This window comes from Archangium lansingense (genome assembly GCF_026626635.1).
Classification (GTDB): domain Bacteria; phylum Myxococcota; class Myxococcia; order Myxococcales; family Myxococcaceae; genus Archangium; species Archangium lansingense.
Map to the genome: position 1 here is coordinate 6,298,271 of NZ_JAPNKA010000001.1, position 15,996 is coordinate 6,314,266.

Sequence of the window (15,996 nt, forward strand, 5' to 3'; positions counted from 1 at the left end):
GGCGAGGATTTCATCGTCAGAACAGGGGTTTGGCGAGGGTGCCACAGCCGGCAGGTGCTGGGAACCGCGACAGCCCTGTCACGATGATTCCTGGACAAGGGGCGCCTCCCCTCTTTCCCCCTGGGCAGGGGAGCGCCCGTGCCTCATGCCCTCGCGACGACGCACCGCTGCTCGGCCGCATGGGCGGGTGTGGTTACAGCAACTCCTCGTCGCCATCGCCAGGCGGCAGAGTCCCGCCGTTCTTCTCCACCTCCAGTTTCTCGAAGTGGCGGAAGATGGTGCGCGGGTCCACTCCCAAGTCCTTCGCCGTCTTGGTCTTGTTGCGGTTGTTCCGCTCGTAGACCTCCTGGATGTACTGCTTCTGCCAACGCTCGCGCGCATCGGACAGCGGCAGCACCGGCTCCAGGCTCTCCGGCCTCAGATCCAGATCGTCCGGCCCCAGCAGCGGCTTGTCCGCCAGCACCACCGCCTTCTTGATGCGGTTCTCCAGCTCGCGGATGTTGCCCGGCCAGCCGTACTTCTTCATCGCCACCGTGGCCGACGGCGAGAAGCCCTTCGCCTTCGAGTTGAACTCCTTGGAGTACTTCTGCAGGAAGTACTTGCCCAGCACGAACAGGTCCTCGCCTCGCTCGCGCAGCGGCGGCAGCTTCAGCGTCACCACGTTGAGCCGGTAGTACAGGTCCTCGCGGAAGGTGCCCTTGCGCACCTCCTCCTCGAGCACCCGGTTGGTGGCTGCCACCACGCGGATGTCCACCGGCTCGCCCCGGTGGTCTCCCACCTTGTAGACGACCTTCTCCTGCAGCGCCCGTAGCAGCTTCACCTGCAGCTGCAGCGGCATCTCTCCAATCTCGTCGAGGAAGAGCGTGCCGCCGATGGCCGCCTGGAACTTGCCCACCTTCGTGTTCACCGCGCCCGTGAAGGCGCCGCGCACGTGGCCGAACAGCTCGCTCTCCAGCAGGTTCTCCGGGATCGCCCCGCAGTTGATGGTGATGAACGGACCCTTGGTCCGCGGCGAGTGGCGGTGAATCTCCCGGGCGATCAGCTCCTTGCCCGTTCCCGTCTCGCCGGTGATCAGCACCGAGATGTCCGTGGGGGCGATCTTGTCGATGCGCCGGTACACGTCGAGCATCCCCTGGCACGCCCCGACGATCTCCCCATAGTGGGTGTCGTCCAGCCGCTTGCGCAGCTCCGTGTTGTCCAGCTTCAGGTCGTTCACCAGCAGCGCGTTCTGGATGAGCAGCAGCGCCTGGGCCGCGAAGATGGTGAGCATGTCCAGGCTCTTGGGCTCGAACCGGTTCACCAGCCTGTCATTGCCCACGTACAGCACCCCGAACAGCTCGTCGTTGCGCACCAGCGGCACGCACATCACCGACAGCAGCTTGAGGTTCACCACCGACTTGCTGCTCTTGAACTCCGGGTCATCCAGCGCGTCGCTCAGGATGAGCGCCTTGCGGGAGCGCACCACCTTCTCGATGATGGAGTCGGACACCCGCGACGTCGCGTCCTCGAGGTTCTCCCGCGACAGGTTGCGCGCCACCTTCACCACCAGCTCGCCATTCTCCCGCAGGATGAGGAAGCCCTTGTCCGCCCGCGTCACCTCGATGGCCTCGTCCAGCACGCTCTCCAGCAGCTCGTCCCGGCTGGAGCTGCCCAGCAGCCGCTCGCTGAAGGCGGTGAGGCGGCGCAGCAGCACCAGCTCGCGGCCCACCACGCCCGGCATGTCCCGGGTGTGCGAGTCCGGATCCGACGTGGGCTCGTGCGTCACCGAGAGCGCTGGGCTCGGGGGCGGGGCAGGCTTGGGCGCGGCGTCGTCACGGGTGAAGACGAGCTCGGTCGAGCCCACGCGGATGACGTCGGCGGTGGCGAGCACGTGGTTGTCGCGCTTCTTGCCGTTCACCTGGAACGTCGCGCCCAGGCTGCCGAGCTGGTAGCGCGTCCCATCGAAGAGCACGTGCAGGGCGCTGTCCGGGACGGAGGGATCCTCCAGCTGCACGTCATTGTCGGGCGAGCGGCCGATGCTGGTGATGCGCTTGTGGAGGGGGACCGTGCGGACCTTGCCCTCGGGGCTGCGGACGGTGAGGCTGGCCATGTCGACGCGTTCCTAGAAGGCGAGGGTGAATCCTGCACCCGCGCCGCCGGAGGTGGGGAAGAGGTGGAGGCTCGCCCGGGGCGGGTCCTGCTCGGGCGCGAAGGGCGGCAGGGTCTCGATGTTCGTGTTCACCACGCGATCCTGGTGGCGCAGGAGGGCGTCGATCACACCCGCTGCGTACACGGCGTAGAACCCCGCGGCAGAGCCCCACTTGAGTCCCGTCCAGGCCTCGGCCTGCCTCGCGCGCGCGGTGGGGATGTAGCGCACGGTGACCTTCAGCGGCCCACGGACGTCGTCCACCGTCACCGTCTGCGTCTCGACGAGGCTGTCGTACGCGAAGAAGGAGATGATGCTGGTGACGGCGAGCACGCCCTCGGAGGCCGCGAGCAGAGTGCCCAGGCCGGTGCGGCCCTGCTGGAACTGGCCCGCGCCGAAGGGGACGAAGTTCACCAGGAAGCTGCGCGACTCCACCTGCCGCACCGTCACCTGCCGCGACAGCACCTCGATGCGCCGGCGCTGCTCCTCGGCGGCCACGCGCTCTCGCTCGAGGCGCTCGGTGGCCGTTCGCTCACGCTCCAACCGCAGCCGCCGCTCCTGGCGCACCAGCTCCAGCTCCGCCGACATCTGCTCGCGGATGCCGTCCAGGTGCTGCACCGCCGGCGGGGGCACCGAGAAGGGGTCCAGGTTGAAGTCGGGCTCCAGTCGCAGCAGCGCGCGGAAATGGCGCGCGGAGTCCTCATTGCGGTTGAGGTGGAAGGCGCTCAGTCCGGCCAGCTTGTGCAGCTCCGCCAGGTCCTTGTCTTCCAGCCGGCCCCGGTCGATGCGTGTGCCCGCCCGCTCCAGCACTTCGGCGTAACGGCCGTGCTCATAGGTGGCGCGCAGGGTGACCACCTCCGCGTCCACCGGCTCCTCGGCGAACACGGTGGAGGGCGCGAGCAGCCCCAGTAGCAACAGGAGGCGGAGGCAGCGGCTCATTCGGCGACGAGCGCCCCGCGCAGGGTGGTGGACTGGCCAGGTTCGATGTTCGCCACGCGTTTCTCAGTGAGGTACCCGTTGTAGCTCACTTCGTACTCCACGCGGTGCTGGAAGCTCGCCGGCCCCCTCGGCGAGCGAATCTCGAAGGGGCGCGTCTGCGACTCGCGCACGGTGCGTGTCTCGCCGCCCACTCGCACCACGGCGTCCGCGGGCTCGTATACGAAGGACAGCCGCGAGCTCTTGAGCAGGGCGCGCAGGGCGAAGATGTTCTCCTCCCCCGGCTTCACCTCGATGGTCTCCTGCGCGTCCTCGCAGTAGTCGCAGGAGATGGTGATGGTGTGCCGGCCGGGCGTCACCTCCACCGCGTGCCGCGCGAGCTGCTGATCGCTGCGCGCTCCCTGGTCCACGCGGATGTAGCCGTATGGGCGCACGAGGATGGACACCCTCTCCAGCGCGACGCGGGCGGGCTCGGCGCGTGGCGGGGTGGGCCGCTTCTCTGGGGTCCGCGGAGGGGGCGGGGTGGGTGTGGCCTGTTGCGGTTCGGACGAGGGGGCCGTCTCCGCGGGCGGCGCACTCGGGCCCTTCGGAACTGGGGCGGGGGCCTTGGGCGCGGGGGTTGTGTCCCGAGGCGTGGGGGTCGTGGCCACCGGTGCGGCGTCCGGCTGCCGGAACAGAGAGAGGCCCACACCGAGCACTGAGGCCACCAGCAGGCCCGCGCCCAGCTTCAGCCCCCGGGCGCGCCACAGCTTCATGCGGCGCTCGCGCTCCAGTCCCTTGAGCAGCCCGAGTGCCCGCGCGTTGGTGGCATCCAGCGCCAGCACCTGGTTGAGGTAGGCCAGTGCCCGGGGCGTGCGCTTGTCGGCGAGCATCTGCTCACCGCGCTCGAGCAGCGTGGCGATGATCCGCGGGCGCATCAGCTTCTGGTACGAGGGCGGATCCACGAAGAAGGACGTGAGCTCCTCGCCCACGCGTGCGAAGCCGAGCCCCGCCAGGTAGTCCCCGAGCGCATCGCGCAGCTTGCTCGCATTCGGGTAGCGCCGCGCCGGATCCCTCGCGAGACAGGTGGCGCAGATGTCCGCCAGCTCGTCCGAGAGCGTGGGCACCCGCTGGCGCGGATCCTCATAGGCCCCGTCCAGAATCCGCTTGAGGGTGGCGGTGGCGTTGGTGGCCGTGAAGGGCAGCCGGCCCACGATGAGGGCATAGAGGATGGTGCCCAGCGAGAAGATGTCCGTCTCGGGGCCGGCCTCCTGGCCTTCGATGATCTCCGGGGCCATGTGCGCCGGCGAGCCCACCAGCGCACCGGTGACAGTCATCCGCTCCTCGATGTCGAGCAGCTTGGCGATGCCGAAGTCCATCAGCTTGAGGACGCCGTCCTCGCGGACCATCACGTTCTCGGGCTTGAGATCGCGGTGGATGACGCCGGACTCGTGCGCGTGGGCCAGCGCGGCGGCGATCTCATGGATGATCATCGCCGCCAGCTCGGGCAGCTCCAGCCGGCCCAGCGTGTCCACGCACTCCTTCAGCGTGCGACCGCGCACGTACTCGGTGACGAGGAAGGCGTCCTGCGCGCCCTCGGCCGAGAAGTCGAACACCTCCAGGATGTTGGGGTGATGCAGCCGCGCCACCGCCTTGGCCTCTCGGGCGAGCCGCCGGCGCGACTCGGACTTGTTGGCCAGGTGCGGGTGCAGCACCTTCACCGCGACCTCGCGGTCCAGTGCTGTATCCAGCCCCTTGTACACGACGCTCATTCCCCCGGAGCCCAGCTCCTCGAGGATGCGGTACCGCCCGATGTTGCGGCCGATGTGCGTCATGGGTGCCGAGTTTCAGTCTTTCAAGCCGATGCCCATCCAGACGCGAGTGTCAGGGGGGCGCGCGCGGCTATGACAGCGGCGTCGGGGTTGGATTCTAGGAGCCGCCCCCGTGGGGTGCAAAGCGTCAATCGCGCTTGATGCGGCGGCGCGCGGCGACCCTGTCCAACAGGGCTTGCAGGAGCGGCTCGGCCTGACGGGGCAGCTTCTGGTCCGTGGGGGAGGAGTTCACGGGGAGTGAGCGCGCGAGCCGGTACAGCTCCTCCAGCCGCTCGCGGAACAGCTCGTTCTCCGGATGCTCCTGGAGGGCACGGCGGTAGGCGGCAGCGGCACCCACATAGTCCCCGCGGAAGAAGAGGCGTTCGCCCTCGGTGACAGGGGTAGAGGGGCCCTGGGGGAGGGCATCGGGGTCGGCGCTGGCCCGGAGGGCCGTGAGGGTCTGGAGCTCCAGGGGTTGGAGCGTCTCGCGCAGGTTGGCGAGCTTGAGGGCGAGCGCCTCGTCCTCGGGGAAGGCCCGACAGAGCGTCTCGAAGAGGCTCAGGGCCTCATTCAGCTCTCCGCGGCGCAGGGCGCGTTCGGCATGTGCGACCATTTCGGCGCGGGCTTCGGGGTTCATCTCGGGCGCAAGGTTACCGTACGGAGCGCGGAAGTCACCCGGGGACTCTTGGGGCCTGCTCTGAAGGTGGAGCGGGTGTCACCCCGGGCAGAACCTCCGGCCGTCCGCCTGCCCTGGAGACGAGAGGCGGAAAATCTCATTATTCCTGGAATTCCCCATGCTGGCGATGCGCCCACCCGGCGTCGGGAAAGGGACAGGGGGCGAGGTGCTTCCGCTAGTGTGTGCCCCGCATGTTGACGATCCTCCTCCTCGCCGCGTTGGCCCAGGCTCCGGTCCCGACCGCGGACGCCCTTACCGGGGATGCGCCGGATGCGGGTACTCCGGCCGTTGTGCCTCCGCTGCCCGTGGCCACGCTGCCTCCGGCCACCCATGAGCTTTTCGAGCGCCTCAAGGGCCGCGTGGTCCAGGTGCGCATCATCGAGCGGCGCAGCGGCACCCGGTCGTCCATCGGCTCGGCGTTCTTCGTGAGCGCCGAGGGGCACGCCCTCACCAACTACCACGTCATCTCCGACATCGTTCTCCACCCGGAGGACTACACCGCCGAGGTGGTGCGCGAGGGCAAGGACGCCGAGGCCGTGCCCGTCCGGGTGGTGGACGTGGACGTGGTGCATGACCTGGCCGTCATTCAGCAGGACGAGCCGGTGAAGGACAGGTTCGAGCTGGCGCCAAAGGAGCCGCCTCAGGGCACCCGGCTGTACGCCATGGGCAACCCGCATGATTTGGGCACCACCATCGTCGAGGGCACCTACAACGGCCTCGTGCAGGACGCGCTCTACGACAAGGTGCACTTCAGCGGTGCCATCAACCCCGGCATGAGCGGTGGCCCCACGGTGACGGGAGATGGCCAGGTCATCGGCATCAACGTGTCCACCATGGGCAACCAGCTCGGCTTCCTGGTGCCTGTGGCGCATGCCCGCGAGCTGCTGAAGCGGGCGCGTGAGGTGAAGGAGAGCAGCCCCTCGGCCCTGCTGGCCGTGGTGGGCGCGCAGCTCCTGGACAACCAGCAGCGCATCACCGATCGGCTCCTGGCCGCGCCCCTCCCGACGCAACAGCTCGGGGACTATCGCGTGCCCGGCCGCTGGTTGCCCTTCCTCAAGTGCTGGGGTGACACCCCCCACCAGCCAGAGAACCCCTACACCATCACCAGCTACCAGTGCTCCTCCGAGGAGGACATCTTCCTGAGCGGAGAGCACCGCACCGGCGTGCTGGCCTATGACCACGCCTACGTGTCGAGCGAGCAGCTCGGGGCCCTGCGCTTCGCGGCGCTCTACGAGGCCACCTTCAGCAATGATCCGGGCGGCGTGGACGCCACCAAGGAGGACGTGACGAACTTCCGCTGCCGCGTGGACTTCGTGAAGGTGGGTGGCATCCCCACGCGCACCGCCCTGTGCCTGCGCGCCTACAAGAAGTTCCCCGGGCTGTATGACCTGGCGCTCCGGGCGGCAACCACCAATGCGAGCACCTCGGGCGTGCAGACGAGCCTGACCCTGGCGGGGTTCTCCGCGGACAACGCGCGCGCCCTCGCTCGCCGCTACCTGGAGGCGCTCGCGTGGACGAAGTGATCTTCCTGGAGGAGCTGGAAGGAGAGGACGTACACGCCCGGCACCGGCTGGAGCGCTTCCCGGTGACGGTGGGGCGCGGCTACACCAACGACGTCATCCTGGATGATCCAAAGGTGTCGGCCTCGCACCTGCGGATTGAGCGCACCGAGGACGGCCGGCTGGTGCTTCGGGATGTGGGCAGCCACAATGGCACGTTCCGCGTGGAGCCCTGGACCCGGCTGGCGGAGCTGGAGCTCACGGACGACGCGCGGGTGGCGGTGGGAGACACGGTGCTGCGCTTCCGCAGCCGGTCTCACGCGGTGGAGGACACGCGGATCACCGCCATTCCCGTGGCACCCCGGGGCCGTCCCTTCGAGCTGCCCTTCGCCTTCCCTGTGATGCTGGCGGTGGCGGTGGTGATCTTCCTCCTCCACGAGTACCTGACGAACTACCAGAAGACGGACTGGGGCTCGTTGGCGCTGGCGGTCGTCGTGCCGGTGTTCGCCTCCTTCGTCTGGGCGGGGCTCTGGTCCGTGGCGAGCAAGGTGGCACGGCGCGTGTTCCACTTTGGCGCACATGGCACCATCGGGAGCCTGGGGCTGCTGGGGCTGCTGGTCATCCCGCTGCTGCTCGGGCTGTTGACGTACAGCCTGGGACTGGGCGCCTGGGTGCGATGGCTCTACCTGGCCGGGTACCTGGGATGGATGGGCTTCGTGCTCTTCTGGCACCTGCGCTACGTGACGCGCGCGGAGCCCCAGCGGCTCGCCCTCATGCTCGCGGTCATCCTCGTGTGCTTCGGGGCCCTCACCCAGGCGGACTCGCTGCTGGGCGAGGAGGACTTCTCCTCCACCATCGACTTCGACCGCACCCTGCTGCCGCCTTCCTTCCAGGTGGTGCCCTCCAAGTCGGTGGACTCCTTCTTCGAGGGCACCCAGGAACTCCAGGAGGACGTGGACGCGCTCGCGAAGGAGGCTCCCTGAGCATCCAGGCAGGGAAGAACCGTCTCCCTCCGCTAAACTTTTCAAGGATCGCTGAGGAAGGTCGCCCTGCTCTGCTATCCTGTGCCGTCGAACGCACAGGATCGATTGAGGGGGGCACCCATGGGAGCGCCCGTAACACCCGCCTTTACGCTGCGAATCGGCTCTCAGGAGCCGGAGGCCCTGGTAGTCAGTGGTTTCTCGGGCCGCGAGGCACTGAGCCGCCTCTATGAGTTCCAGGTGGACTTCCACCCGCTGGAGGACGTGCCGCTGGAGTCCGAGGAGCTGCTGGGCAGCGAGGCGCTGCTCACGGTACGGCTGCCCGAGGACAAGACGCGGTGGGTCCACGGGCGGGTGCGCGCGCTGGACTCGCTGGGCAAGCACGGTGGTCGCTGGCGTTACCGGGCCTGGGTGGTGCCCGGGGCGTGGTGGCTCTCGCAGGTGAAGCGCAGCCGCATCTTCCAGGCCCAGGCGGTGCCGCAGATCATCAAGGCGGTGCTGGAGGAGGGGGGCGTGAAGGTGAAGCTGTCGCTGAGCGGCAGCTACGAGGCGCGCGAGTACTGCACGCAGTACCGGGAGACGGACTTCGCCTTCGTGAGCCGGCTCATGGAGTGGGAGGGTCTCTTCTACTTCTTCGAGCACACGGAGGACGGGCACCTGCTGGTGGTGGGCGACAAGCCCAACGTGCACGAGGCGCTGCCGAGCGGAGCCAAGCTGCCGCTGCGGGAGAACGAGGGCCTGGCCGAGGACAAGGAGTACCTCTCCTCGCTGCAGCGGGTGCACCGGTTGAGGCCGGGCAAGGTGCACCTGAAGGACTACGACTTCGAGAAGCCCTCGCTGGACGTGTCAGGCAAGACGCAGGACTCCAGCAACGGACAGGCCTCGCTGGAGGTGTACGACTACCCGGGCGAGTACGTGGCGCCGGGAGTTGGCAAGGGCGCGGCGAAGGTGCGGCTGGAAGAGGCGGTGCAGGCGGCCCGCACGCTGGAGGGCGAGGGCGTGTGCCCGCGGCTGACGCCGGGCTACCGCTTCGAGGTGGAGGACGCGGGCGTCCACGCCGGCGAGTACGTGGCGGTGGAGGTGGTGCACTCGGGCTGGCAGCCGGAGACGCGGGGGAGCAGGGAAGCGCTCGGCAAGCTGTACCGCAACAGCTTCAAGTGCATGCCGTCCAGCGTGCCCTTCCGGCCCAGGCGCACGACGCCCCTGCCGCACATCCCCGGGTTGCAGACGGCGACGGTGGTGGGGCCAGGGGGCGAGGAGATCCACACGGACGACCATGGGCGCATCAAGGTGCAGTTCCACTGGGACCGGGAGGGCCAGCGGGACGACAAGGCCTCGTGCTGGGTGCGCGTGGGACAGGCGTGGGGTGGCCCGGCGTGGGGTGCGCTGTACCTGCCGAGAATGGGGCAGGAGGTGGTTGTTCGCTTCCTGGAGGGCAACCCGGACAGGCCGCTGATCGCGGGCACCGTGTACAACGGAAGCAATCCGACGCCCTACGCGCTGCCGGACGACAAGACGAAGTCCACCCTCAAGAGCGCCTCCAGCCTGGGCAGCGACGGCTTCAACGAGTTCCGGATAGAAGACGCCGCGGGTGAGGAGGAGATCTTCGTCCACGGACAGAAGGACGAGGACCTCACCACCGAGAACGACAAGGACCAGCTGGTTCGTGCCTACGAGGACTTGCTGGTGAAGAAGGATCGCTCCCGCACGGTGGATGGCAATCAATCCCTCCGCGTCGTGCTGGACGATGGCAGTCTCATCGAGGGCAATCAGACCCTGCAGGTGACGGGCAACCGCTCCACGCGGACCATCGGCAGTCACGATGAGGACGTGGAGGGCAACCAGTCCATGACGGTGTCCAAGAATGTCACCGCATCCGTCGTCCAGGCGATGAGCGAGACCGTTGGCGCGGCCAAGGCGCTCAGCGTGGGCGGCTCCTATCTGATCAACGTGGCCCTGGCGAAGACCGAGGCCGTCGGCGGGCTCAAGTCCGTGCAGGTCGGTGGCGCCCTCTCCGAGTTCGTTGTCGGAAGCCGCCAGGAGATGGTCGAAAAGGACACCTCGGTCAAGGTGGGCGGCGACTACAAGACCGAGATCAAAGGCCAGGTCTCAGAGACGCTCGGAAAGGACTTCAAGGGCCAGGTGGGCAAGAAGCACGAGCTGGGCGTCAAGGAGGCCACGTCGGCGCTCGCCAAGTCCTTCGAGCTCAAGGCGGACAAGTTCTCCCTGGTGGTCAACGGCAAGCTCATCCTCAGCATGGAGAAGTCCGGCAAGGTGCACTTCGCGCCCAAGACGTTCACCGTCGACGGCTCGGACATCAAGGTCAAGGGCGGCAAGGTGAAGATGGAGCCGGCCGGCTCGATGAAGGACAAGTCCGTGAAGCTGAAGGAGATCCAGGCCCTCCAGGAGGACAAGGTCAAGAACTCGGTCCACGTGGAGATGGAGATGGCGGACAGCACCGCGCTGGCGGGCCAGAAGTTCGAGGTGAAGCTGCCCGATGGCTCCACGAAGTCGGGCAAGGTGGATGGCGGCGGGGCCGCGAGTGTTGCCGAGGCCAAGCCCGGCCAGTCGGAGATCTCCTTCCCCGACCTGGCCAAGCTGGCGGAGTGAACCCCCGAGCCTCGCATTCCCACTGAGAGACGCGCATGTCCCCACCGGAAGAGAACAAGGCGGAGATCCAGTGGCACCAGCTCTTCAAGCCCATGAAGGGCATGAAGCAGGGAGCCAAGAACCAGCTCGTCGTCGTCCGGGAAACGATCCCCATCGTCTTCGTGCCCGGCATCATGGGCACCCGGCTGAAGAACTCGAAGGGCGAGAAGGTCTGGGATCCGGACGACGCGCTCTTCATGCTGCGCAAGTACGGCCTGGCCTGGAGGGACGCCGAGGACAAGAAGGAGATGGTCGTCGGCAAGAAGTTCAATGAGAACTTCCTCGAGACCTACCTGGACGACGAGGATCACAACGAAGACAAGCTGGAGGACTTCCCGGGAGCGGACGAGCGGGGCTGGGGCGGCGTCTCCTGGAGTAGCTACGGAGCGATCCTCACCGCCCTCCACACCCAGAAGTGGAGCCCCCTGGCACGCCTGTGCTTCAAAATGCCCGTCTACGCCTTCGGGTACAACTGGACGGGCTCCAACACCACCGCGGGCAAGAAGCTCAAGGCCTTCATCGACGACATCGTCGAGAAGAACGCCTGCGAGCACGTCATCATCGTCACCCACTCCATGGGTGGTCTGGTGACGCGCTCGGCCTGCATCGAGCACGGTGCCAATGCCAAGGTGCTGGGCATCGTCCATGGCGTGCAGCCTGTCACCGGCGCGGCCGCCGCCTACTGGCGCATGAAGGCTGGCTTCGAGCGCACGAACCTGATGTCCATTCCCGCGGCCTGGGTGCTCGGGACCAACGGCGAGGAGGTCACCGCCCTGTTGGCCAACATGCCCGGAGGCATGCAGCTCCTGCCCAGCCATCACTACACCGCCAATGATGGCTCCAAGCAGTGGCTCCAGTTCGAGGACCACACCGGCAAGCAGATGGCCGCGCTCCCCAAGAGCGGCGACCCGTACGCGGAGATCTATAAGGAACAGAAGCAGTACTGGCGGCTGGTCAATCCCGCGTTCCTGGCGCCGGGGGAGGACGAGGACAGCCCCACCTCCGCCAAGACGCATTGGGCCGGCTACACCCAGTTGGTGGACAAGACCAAGGCCTTCCATGATCGCGTCGGGCTCAGTCCCAACGCGGAGACCTCCGTCTTCTACGGCTCCGGCAAGGAGCACCTCACGGCGGATCGCGTCCTCTACAAGCTGTCCCCCAATGGCTTCATGAAGAAGGCCGGAGAGTTCTTCCGGGTGATTTGGACCTGGGAAATGGCCGCTGCCATCGCCGGGGGTTGGGGCGCGGCCGTCTATCTCGGCTACGAGGCCATCACCTCCACTGACTGGTGGAAGTCCCGCGGTGGTTTCGAGGCGGAGATCACCCTGAACGACGCCAAGCTCCTGGTCACCCTGCAGCCTCCGGATGGCGCGGGCGATGGCACCGTGCCCGAGTCCTCCGGCAAGGGGCTCAAGAACGACGCCACGGGCGTTCCCAAGATTGCCCACGAGCCCGCCTACCAGGACAAGGTGGCCACCGACTTCACCCTCCAGGCCATCGAGAAGTACATCCGCGGCAAGGTCAAGAAGCGCATCCAGGGATAGCCCGCCCCGATGCCCTCGCCCCCGTTCCCTCTGCCACGCAGGAGCCCCAGGGCTGCGTTGAGCCTGCTCCTGCTGGTTCTCGCCTCCTGCACACGCAGCAGTCCCCCTTCGGAGGAAGTACGCATGAGCTCCCAGCCGGCAGAGCCCGTCGTCCGCAGTTGTGTCGGTCGTTTCTGCCTGGAGGTCCCCACCTCCATGGTGCGCAAGGCCGGCTCCTTCTCGCTCCAGTACGTCTCCCTGGACGAGGTGTTCTGGAAGGAGCCCGACGCCGAGGCCCGGACGCACGTGTGGAAGGCGCGGCTGGCCCGGATCGAGGCCCTCAAGCTGGAGCGGGAGATCCCCACGGACTCTCGGGGAGAGATTCGTGGCCAGCGGGAGCTCGCGCCCGGCCTGCGCGGAGTGCTCTTCCACGAGGACGACAACCCGGAGCTCGTCTCCTGGGGCGGGCTGCTGAACAGCGGACCGGTGGACGTGTGGATGCAGATCGACGGAGATCTGGATCGCGAGAGCGAGTGGGCGGCACGCCTGTCCGAGGTGGCCCAGTCGTACCGGCCGCTGGAGGCCCAGGAGAAGTGGCCCGTTCCCGGTAAGGACTGGTTCTACCTGAACTACGGCCGTGTCAGCCTCCCCATGAAGTTCAAGGAGGAGGCCCAGGCGCGCTTCGAGGGGCACCCGCTCGGGCTCAAGCTGGCCATCACCACCAAGACGGTCAGCCAGGTGAAGAAGCAGAGCCTCATGGACCGGCTCTCCGACTCCCTGGCCCTGGCCGGCGAGACCATGCAGGGCAGCCTCGTCACCCAGAAGTACAAGTCCCGCAAGGTGGCCGGGCTCGAGGGCGAGGAGCTCATCCTCCGCTACACCGAGGGAAAGAAGCGCCAGCTCTACTGCCTGTGGACGTACGCCGGAGAGGCGAAGTCCGGCAGCCACCCGAAGATGTCCATCGAGATGGAGAGCAACCTCGACCAGGACGACGCCAAGGTTGCTGTCTGGAACCAGGTGCTCGATTCCGTGCGCCCCGCGGGCTTGTAGCTCCGCGAGCGCTACATTCCGCGCACGGCGTGCGGTTGGTAGGGCGCCTCCAGCGCCTTCACCTCGTCCGGAGTGAGCGTTACGTCCACCGAGCGGATGGCCGCGTCCAGGTGCTCCAGCTTCGTGGCGCCAATGATGGGCGCCACCACGGCCGGCTTGGACAGCAGCCACGCCAGGGACACCTCGGCGGGCGTGTTCCCCCGTGCCGAGGCCACCTGCTTCACCGCCTCCACCACGTCCCAGTCGTGCGGGTTGTCGTAGAGCGCCACCGCGAATGCGTCCGAGCCCGCTCGCGCCGTGGCCTGCCGATCATCCAGCGACTTGCGCGTGCCCGCCAGCAGCCCGCGCGCCAGCGGGGACCAGGGAATCACCCCGATGCCCTCCGCCTCGCACAGGGGCATCATCTCCCGCTCCTCCTCGCGGTAGACGAGGTTGTAGTGGTTCTGCATCGAGACGAAGCGCGCCCACCCGTTGCGCTCCGACAGGCTCAGCGCCTTGGCGAACTTCCACGCCGCCGAGGAGCTTGCGCCGAGGTAGCGCACCTTGCCCTGCCGCACCAGTTGATCCAACGCGGCCAGCGTCTCCTCCAGCGGCGTGTGCGGATCCATCCGGTGGATCTGGTACAGATCGATCGTCTCCACCCCGAGCCGCTTCAGGCTCGCCTCGCAGGCCTGCACCACGTGCTTGCGCGACAAGCCCCCCATGTTGGGCCGGTCCGTCATCGGGTAGTAGACCTTGGTGGCGATCACCACCTCCTCCATCCGCGCGTAGTGGCGCAACGCTCGGCCGGTGACCTCCTCGCTCACCCCCAGCGAGTACATGTCCGCTGTGTCGAAGAAGTTGATGCCGGCTTCCACCGCTCGCCGGAAGAAGGGCTGCGAGGACTCCTCGTCCAGCACCCACGGGCGCCATTCGGGCGTGCCATAGCTCATGCACCCCAGGCAGATGCGGGACACCTTCAGGCCGGTATGGCCCAGGTTGGCGTATTTCATCTCGGACCTTTCATTGCTGTGGACCCTCTGCCCAGTAGGCGAGCCCCGCGGCGGACAGCCGGGTGACGCCTGCGAGGAAGTCGGGGTCCAGCGTGGAGGGGACGTCCGTGTCGCGGTGGTAGTGGGGATTGCGGAAGTTGGCGGTGTCGGTCACGAAGAGGGCGCTGTGGCCCGCCAGCCAGAAGGGGGCGTGATCGCTGCGCATGAGGTTGCCCGAGAAGGGACCGGAGCCGTCGATCGGCGCCAGCGCGCCCCGGAGCGGGACGAACTCCAGCTGACTCCCCAGCGCGTGCAGCTCCTCCAGCCGGGGACGGGACTGCTCGTTGGCGATGACCGCGATGAAGTCACCCGTGTTGGGAATGGGGAAGCCGGGCAGCCCCTGCTGGGCACCGGGGCGCGGATCCCTGTAGCCAATGCAGTCGAAGACGATGGTGGCCACGAGCTCCTCATCCGGGTGCGAGCGCACATAACGCGTGCTGCCCACCAGCCCAAGCTCCTCCAGATCGAAGCCCACGAAGCGCACGGTGCGCGCGAAGCGCTTGCCCGCCGCCAGCCGCGCCAGCTCCAGCATGGCCGCCACCCCCGAGCTGTTGTCGTCCGCACCCGAGAAGAAGGCGTCGTAGTGCGCCCCCACCACCACGACTTCCTCGGGGCGCTCGGTGCCGCGCAGCTCGGCGATGACGTTGGTGGTCGGGAAGGTGGGCCCCTCCACGTCTTGCGCGATGACGGTGTAGCCGAGCTCCTCGAAGCGCCGCTGGATGAGCTGGCGGGCCTTCTCGCGGGTGATGTGGCACACCGGATGGATCTCTGTGTCGAGCGTATCGAAGTCGAAGTTGCTGCAATCGATCGGGGTGTCCTCGAGGTGGGCAGCCACCAGTGAATCCACGTCCGACACCAGGCGGGACTTCTCGACGCCCGCGGCGAAGTCTCCTGCCTGGGTGATGGCGGCCTCTTCGATGGGAAGAGCCGAGGTACAGGCGCTCACGGCGAGCAGCAGGAGGGCGGTGGACAGGGCTCTCACAGCATCACCCCCACCTGGAGCAGGCCGAGCTGCAGGCGCAGCACGGAGCCCGGCCGGGGTGTGAGCAGGGTGCCCCAGTGGAGCTCCAGGGTGCTCGCGGTGAAGCGGCCGAAGGCGAAGCGCAAGGGCGCGGCGTGGATGGCCACGTAGGCGGGTCCGAAGAGCCCGGCCCGGGTGCTCTGGTAGTCATTGGGATAGCCGGTCGGAGCCGGGCCCACGGTGCGCAGCCCGCTGAGGCCCAGCTCCGGGCCCACCGCCGGCCGCCATACACCCATGTCCGCGGTGAGCTGGGCTCGGGCGTAGACCTCGAGCGGCGGTGAGCCACCACCGAGGTTCCAACGCACGCCGCCCCCCAGCCGCCATGTATCGAACTGGTACGCGTAAGCGGCTTCGAAGCCCGGGCGGTAGGGAAGGGCGAGCGACAAGCCACTCGTGGAGAACAGGGCTCCCCCGAGCGACAGCTCATGTCCGGAGGCCGCGGCCATCCCCGGAAGGAGCGCGGCGACAAGCATCATCCAATGGCGCATGGGTGCGGCACTCTATCCTCTCTCCCAGTAAAGGGGCGCGCGCCCGGAGTCTCAGCAGGCGCCCGGCCTCACACACAGGGAGTCTTGGAGTGTGGCAGGCCGAGAGTCTAAGGTTGCGCGCCTGAAACAGGGGGCACGATGAGCCAGTTGGAACCGCTCGGCCCCTCGCGGTCGTGTGGTTGCGGCATTGGTTTCCTCGCGCCTTCCGAGCCCTGCTCGTGAGGACCC

12 protein-coding genes are annotated in these 15,996 nt (G+C 67.7%); 5 read left to right on the forward strand and 7 right to left on the reverse strand.

Annotation, left to right across the window (positions count from 1 at the left end; translation table 11 throughout):
- Nucleotides 1–193: 193 nt before the first annotated feature.
- The 4 genes from OV287_RS25710 to OV287_RS25725 form a co-directional block, all read right to left on the reverse strand.
- Nucleotides 194–2,089 carry a sigma 54-interacting transcriptional regulator gene (locus OV287_RS25710; RefSeq protein ID WP_267536680.1) on the reverse strand — a complete coding sequence of 632 codons (1,896 nt, stop codon included), beginning with the start codon at nt 2,087–2,089 and terminating at the stop codon, nt 194–196.
- A 12-nt stretch (nt 2,090–2,101) separates the two neighbouring features.
- Nucleotides 2,102–3,064, reverse strand: coding sequence for a hypothetical protein (locus OV287_RS25715; RefSeq protein ID WP_267536681.1), 963 nt, complete (start codon nt 3,062–3,064; stop codon nt 2,102–2,104).
- On the reverse strand, nt 3,061–4,875 hold the full coding sequence (locus tag OV287_RS25720) for a serine/threonine-protein kinase (RefSeq protein ID WP_267536682.1): 1,815 nt from the start codon (nt 4,873–4,875) through the stop codon (nt 3,061–3,063). Before OV287_RS25720 ends, OV287_RS25715 begins: the two co-directional genes overlap by 4 nt.
- A gap of 124 nt (nt 4,876–4,999) precedes the next feature.
- A complete protein-coding gene (locus OV287_RS25725; protein WP_267536683.1) occupies nt 5,000–5,488 on the reverse strand; it encodes a hypothetical protein in 489 nt (162 codons plus the stop codon).
- A 230-nt stretch (nt 5,489–5,718) separates the two neighbouring features.
- On the opposite strand from OV287_RS25725, the gene OV287_RS25730 reads away from it, so the two are divergent.
- The 5 genes from OV287_RS25730 (at nt 5,719) to OV287_RS25750 (ending at nt 13,228) form a co-directional block, all read left to right on the forward strand.
- Nucleotides 5,719–7,050: a trypsin-like peptidase domain-containing protein gene (locus OV287_RS25730; protein ID WP_267536684.1), complete on the forward strand. Its 1,332-nt coding sequence runs from the start codon at nt 5,719–5,721 to the stop codon at nt 7,048–7,050.
- On the forward strand, nt 7,038–8,009 hold the full coding sequence (locus OV287_RS25735; RefSeq protein ID WP_267536685.1) for an FHA domain-containing protein: 972 nt from the start codon (nt 7,038–7,040) through the stop codon (nt 8,007–8,009). Before OV287_RS25730 ends, OV287_RS25735 begins: the two co-directional genes overlap by 13 nt.
- 120 nt (nt 8,010–8,129) lie before the next feature.
- Nucleotides 8,130–10,616 (forward strand): type VI secretion system Vgr family protein, encoded by a 2,487-nt coding sequence (locus tag OV287_RS25740; RefSeq protein ID WP_267536686.1) that lies wholly within the window; start codon nt 8,130–8,132, stop codon nt 10,614–10,616.
- A 35-nt stretch (nt 10,617–10,651) separates the two neighbouring features.
- Nucleotides 10,652–12,199 carry an esterase/lipase family protein gene (locus OV287_RS25745; protein WP_267536687.1) on the forward strand — a complete coding sequence of 516 codons (1,548 nt, stop codon included), beginning with the start codon at nt 10,652–10,654 and terminating at the stop codon, nt 12,197–12,199.
- A 123-nt stretch (nt 12,200–12,322) separates the two neighbouring features.
- Nucleotides 12,323–13,228, forward strand: a complete 906-nt coding sequence (locus tag OV287_RS25750; RefSeq protein ID WP_267536688.1) for a T6SS immunity protein Tli4 family protein — start codon at nt 12,323–12,325, stop codon at nt 13,226–13,228.
- Between the two features lie 11 nt (nt 13,229–13,239).
- Here the strand turns inward: OV287_RS25750 and OV287_RS25755 are convergent, their stop codons facing one another.
- The 3 genes from OV287_RS25755 to OV287_RS25765 are packed head-to-tail and all read right to left on the reverse strand — an operon-like array spanning nt 13,240 to nt 15,768.
- Nucleotides 13,240–14,220, reverse strand: coding sequence for an aldo/keto reductase (locus OV287_RS25755; RefSeq protein ID WP_267536689.1), 981 nt, complete (start codon nt 14,218–14,220; stop codon nt 13,240–13,242).
- Nucleotides 14,221–14,230: 10 nt separating this feature from the next.
- Nucleotides 14,231–15,241: a M28 family peptidase gene (locus tag OV287_RS25760; protein ID WP_267536690.1), complete on the reverse strand. Its 1,011-nt coding sequence runs from the start codon at nt 15,239–15,241 to the stop codon at nt 14,231–14,233.
- The gene (locus tag OV287_RS25765) at nt 15,238–15,768 is read right to left on the reverse strand and encodes a hypothetical protein (protein WP_267536691.1); all 531 of its coding nucleotides are present in this window, start codon (nt 15,766–15,768) and stop codon (nt 15,238–15,240) included. Before OV287_RS25765 ends, OV287_RS25760 begins: the two co-directional genes overlap by 4 nt.
- Nucleotides 15,769–15,996: the final 228 nt, after the last annotated feature.

Coding starts and splice junctions, on each gene's coding strand:
- OV287_RS25730 (WP_267536684.1), top strand. CDS start 5,719: ATGTTGACGATCCTCCTCCTCGCCGCGTTGGCCCAGGCTCCGGTCCCG.
- OV287_RS25725 (WP_267536683.1), bottom strand. CDS start 5,488: ATGAACCCCGAAGCCCGCGCCGAAATGGTCGCACATGCCGAACGCGCC.
- OV287_RS25710 (WP_267536680.1), bottom strand. CDS start 2,089: ATGGCCAGCCTCACCGTCCGCAGCCCCGAGGGCAAGGTCCGCACGGTC.
- OV287_RS25750 (WP_267536688.1), top strand. CDS start 12,323: ATGAGCTCCCAGCCGGCAGAGCCCGTCGTCCGCAGTTGTGTCGGTCGT.
- OV287_RS25765 (WP_267536691.1), bottom strand. CDS start 15,768: ATGCGCCATTGGATGATGCTTGTCGCCGCGCTCCTTCCGGGGATGGCC.
- OV287_RS25720 (WP_267536682.1), bottom strand. CDS start 4,875: ATGACGCACATCGGCCGCAACATCGGGCGGTACCGCATCCTCGAGGAG.
- OV287_RS25755 (WP_267536689.1), bottom strand. CDS start 14,220: ATGAAATACGCCAACCTGGGCCATACCGGCCTGAAGGTGTCCCGCATC.
- OV287_RS25740 (WP_267536686.1), top strand. CDS start 8,130: ATGGGAGCGCCCGTAACACCCGCCTTTACGCTGCGAATCGGCTCTCAG.
- OV287_RS25715 (WP_267536681.1), bottom strand. CDS start 3,064: ATGAGCCGCTGCCTCCGCCTCCTGTTGCTACTGGGGCTGCTCGCGCCC.
- OV287_RS25745 (WP_267536687.1), top strand. CDS start 10,652: ATGTCCCCACCGGAAGAGAACAAGGCGGAGATCCAGTGGCACCAGCTC.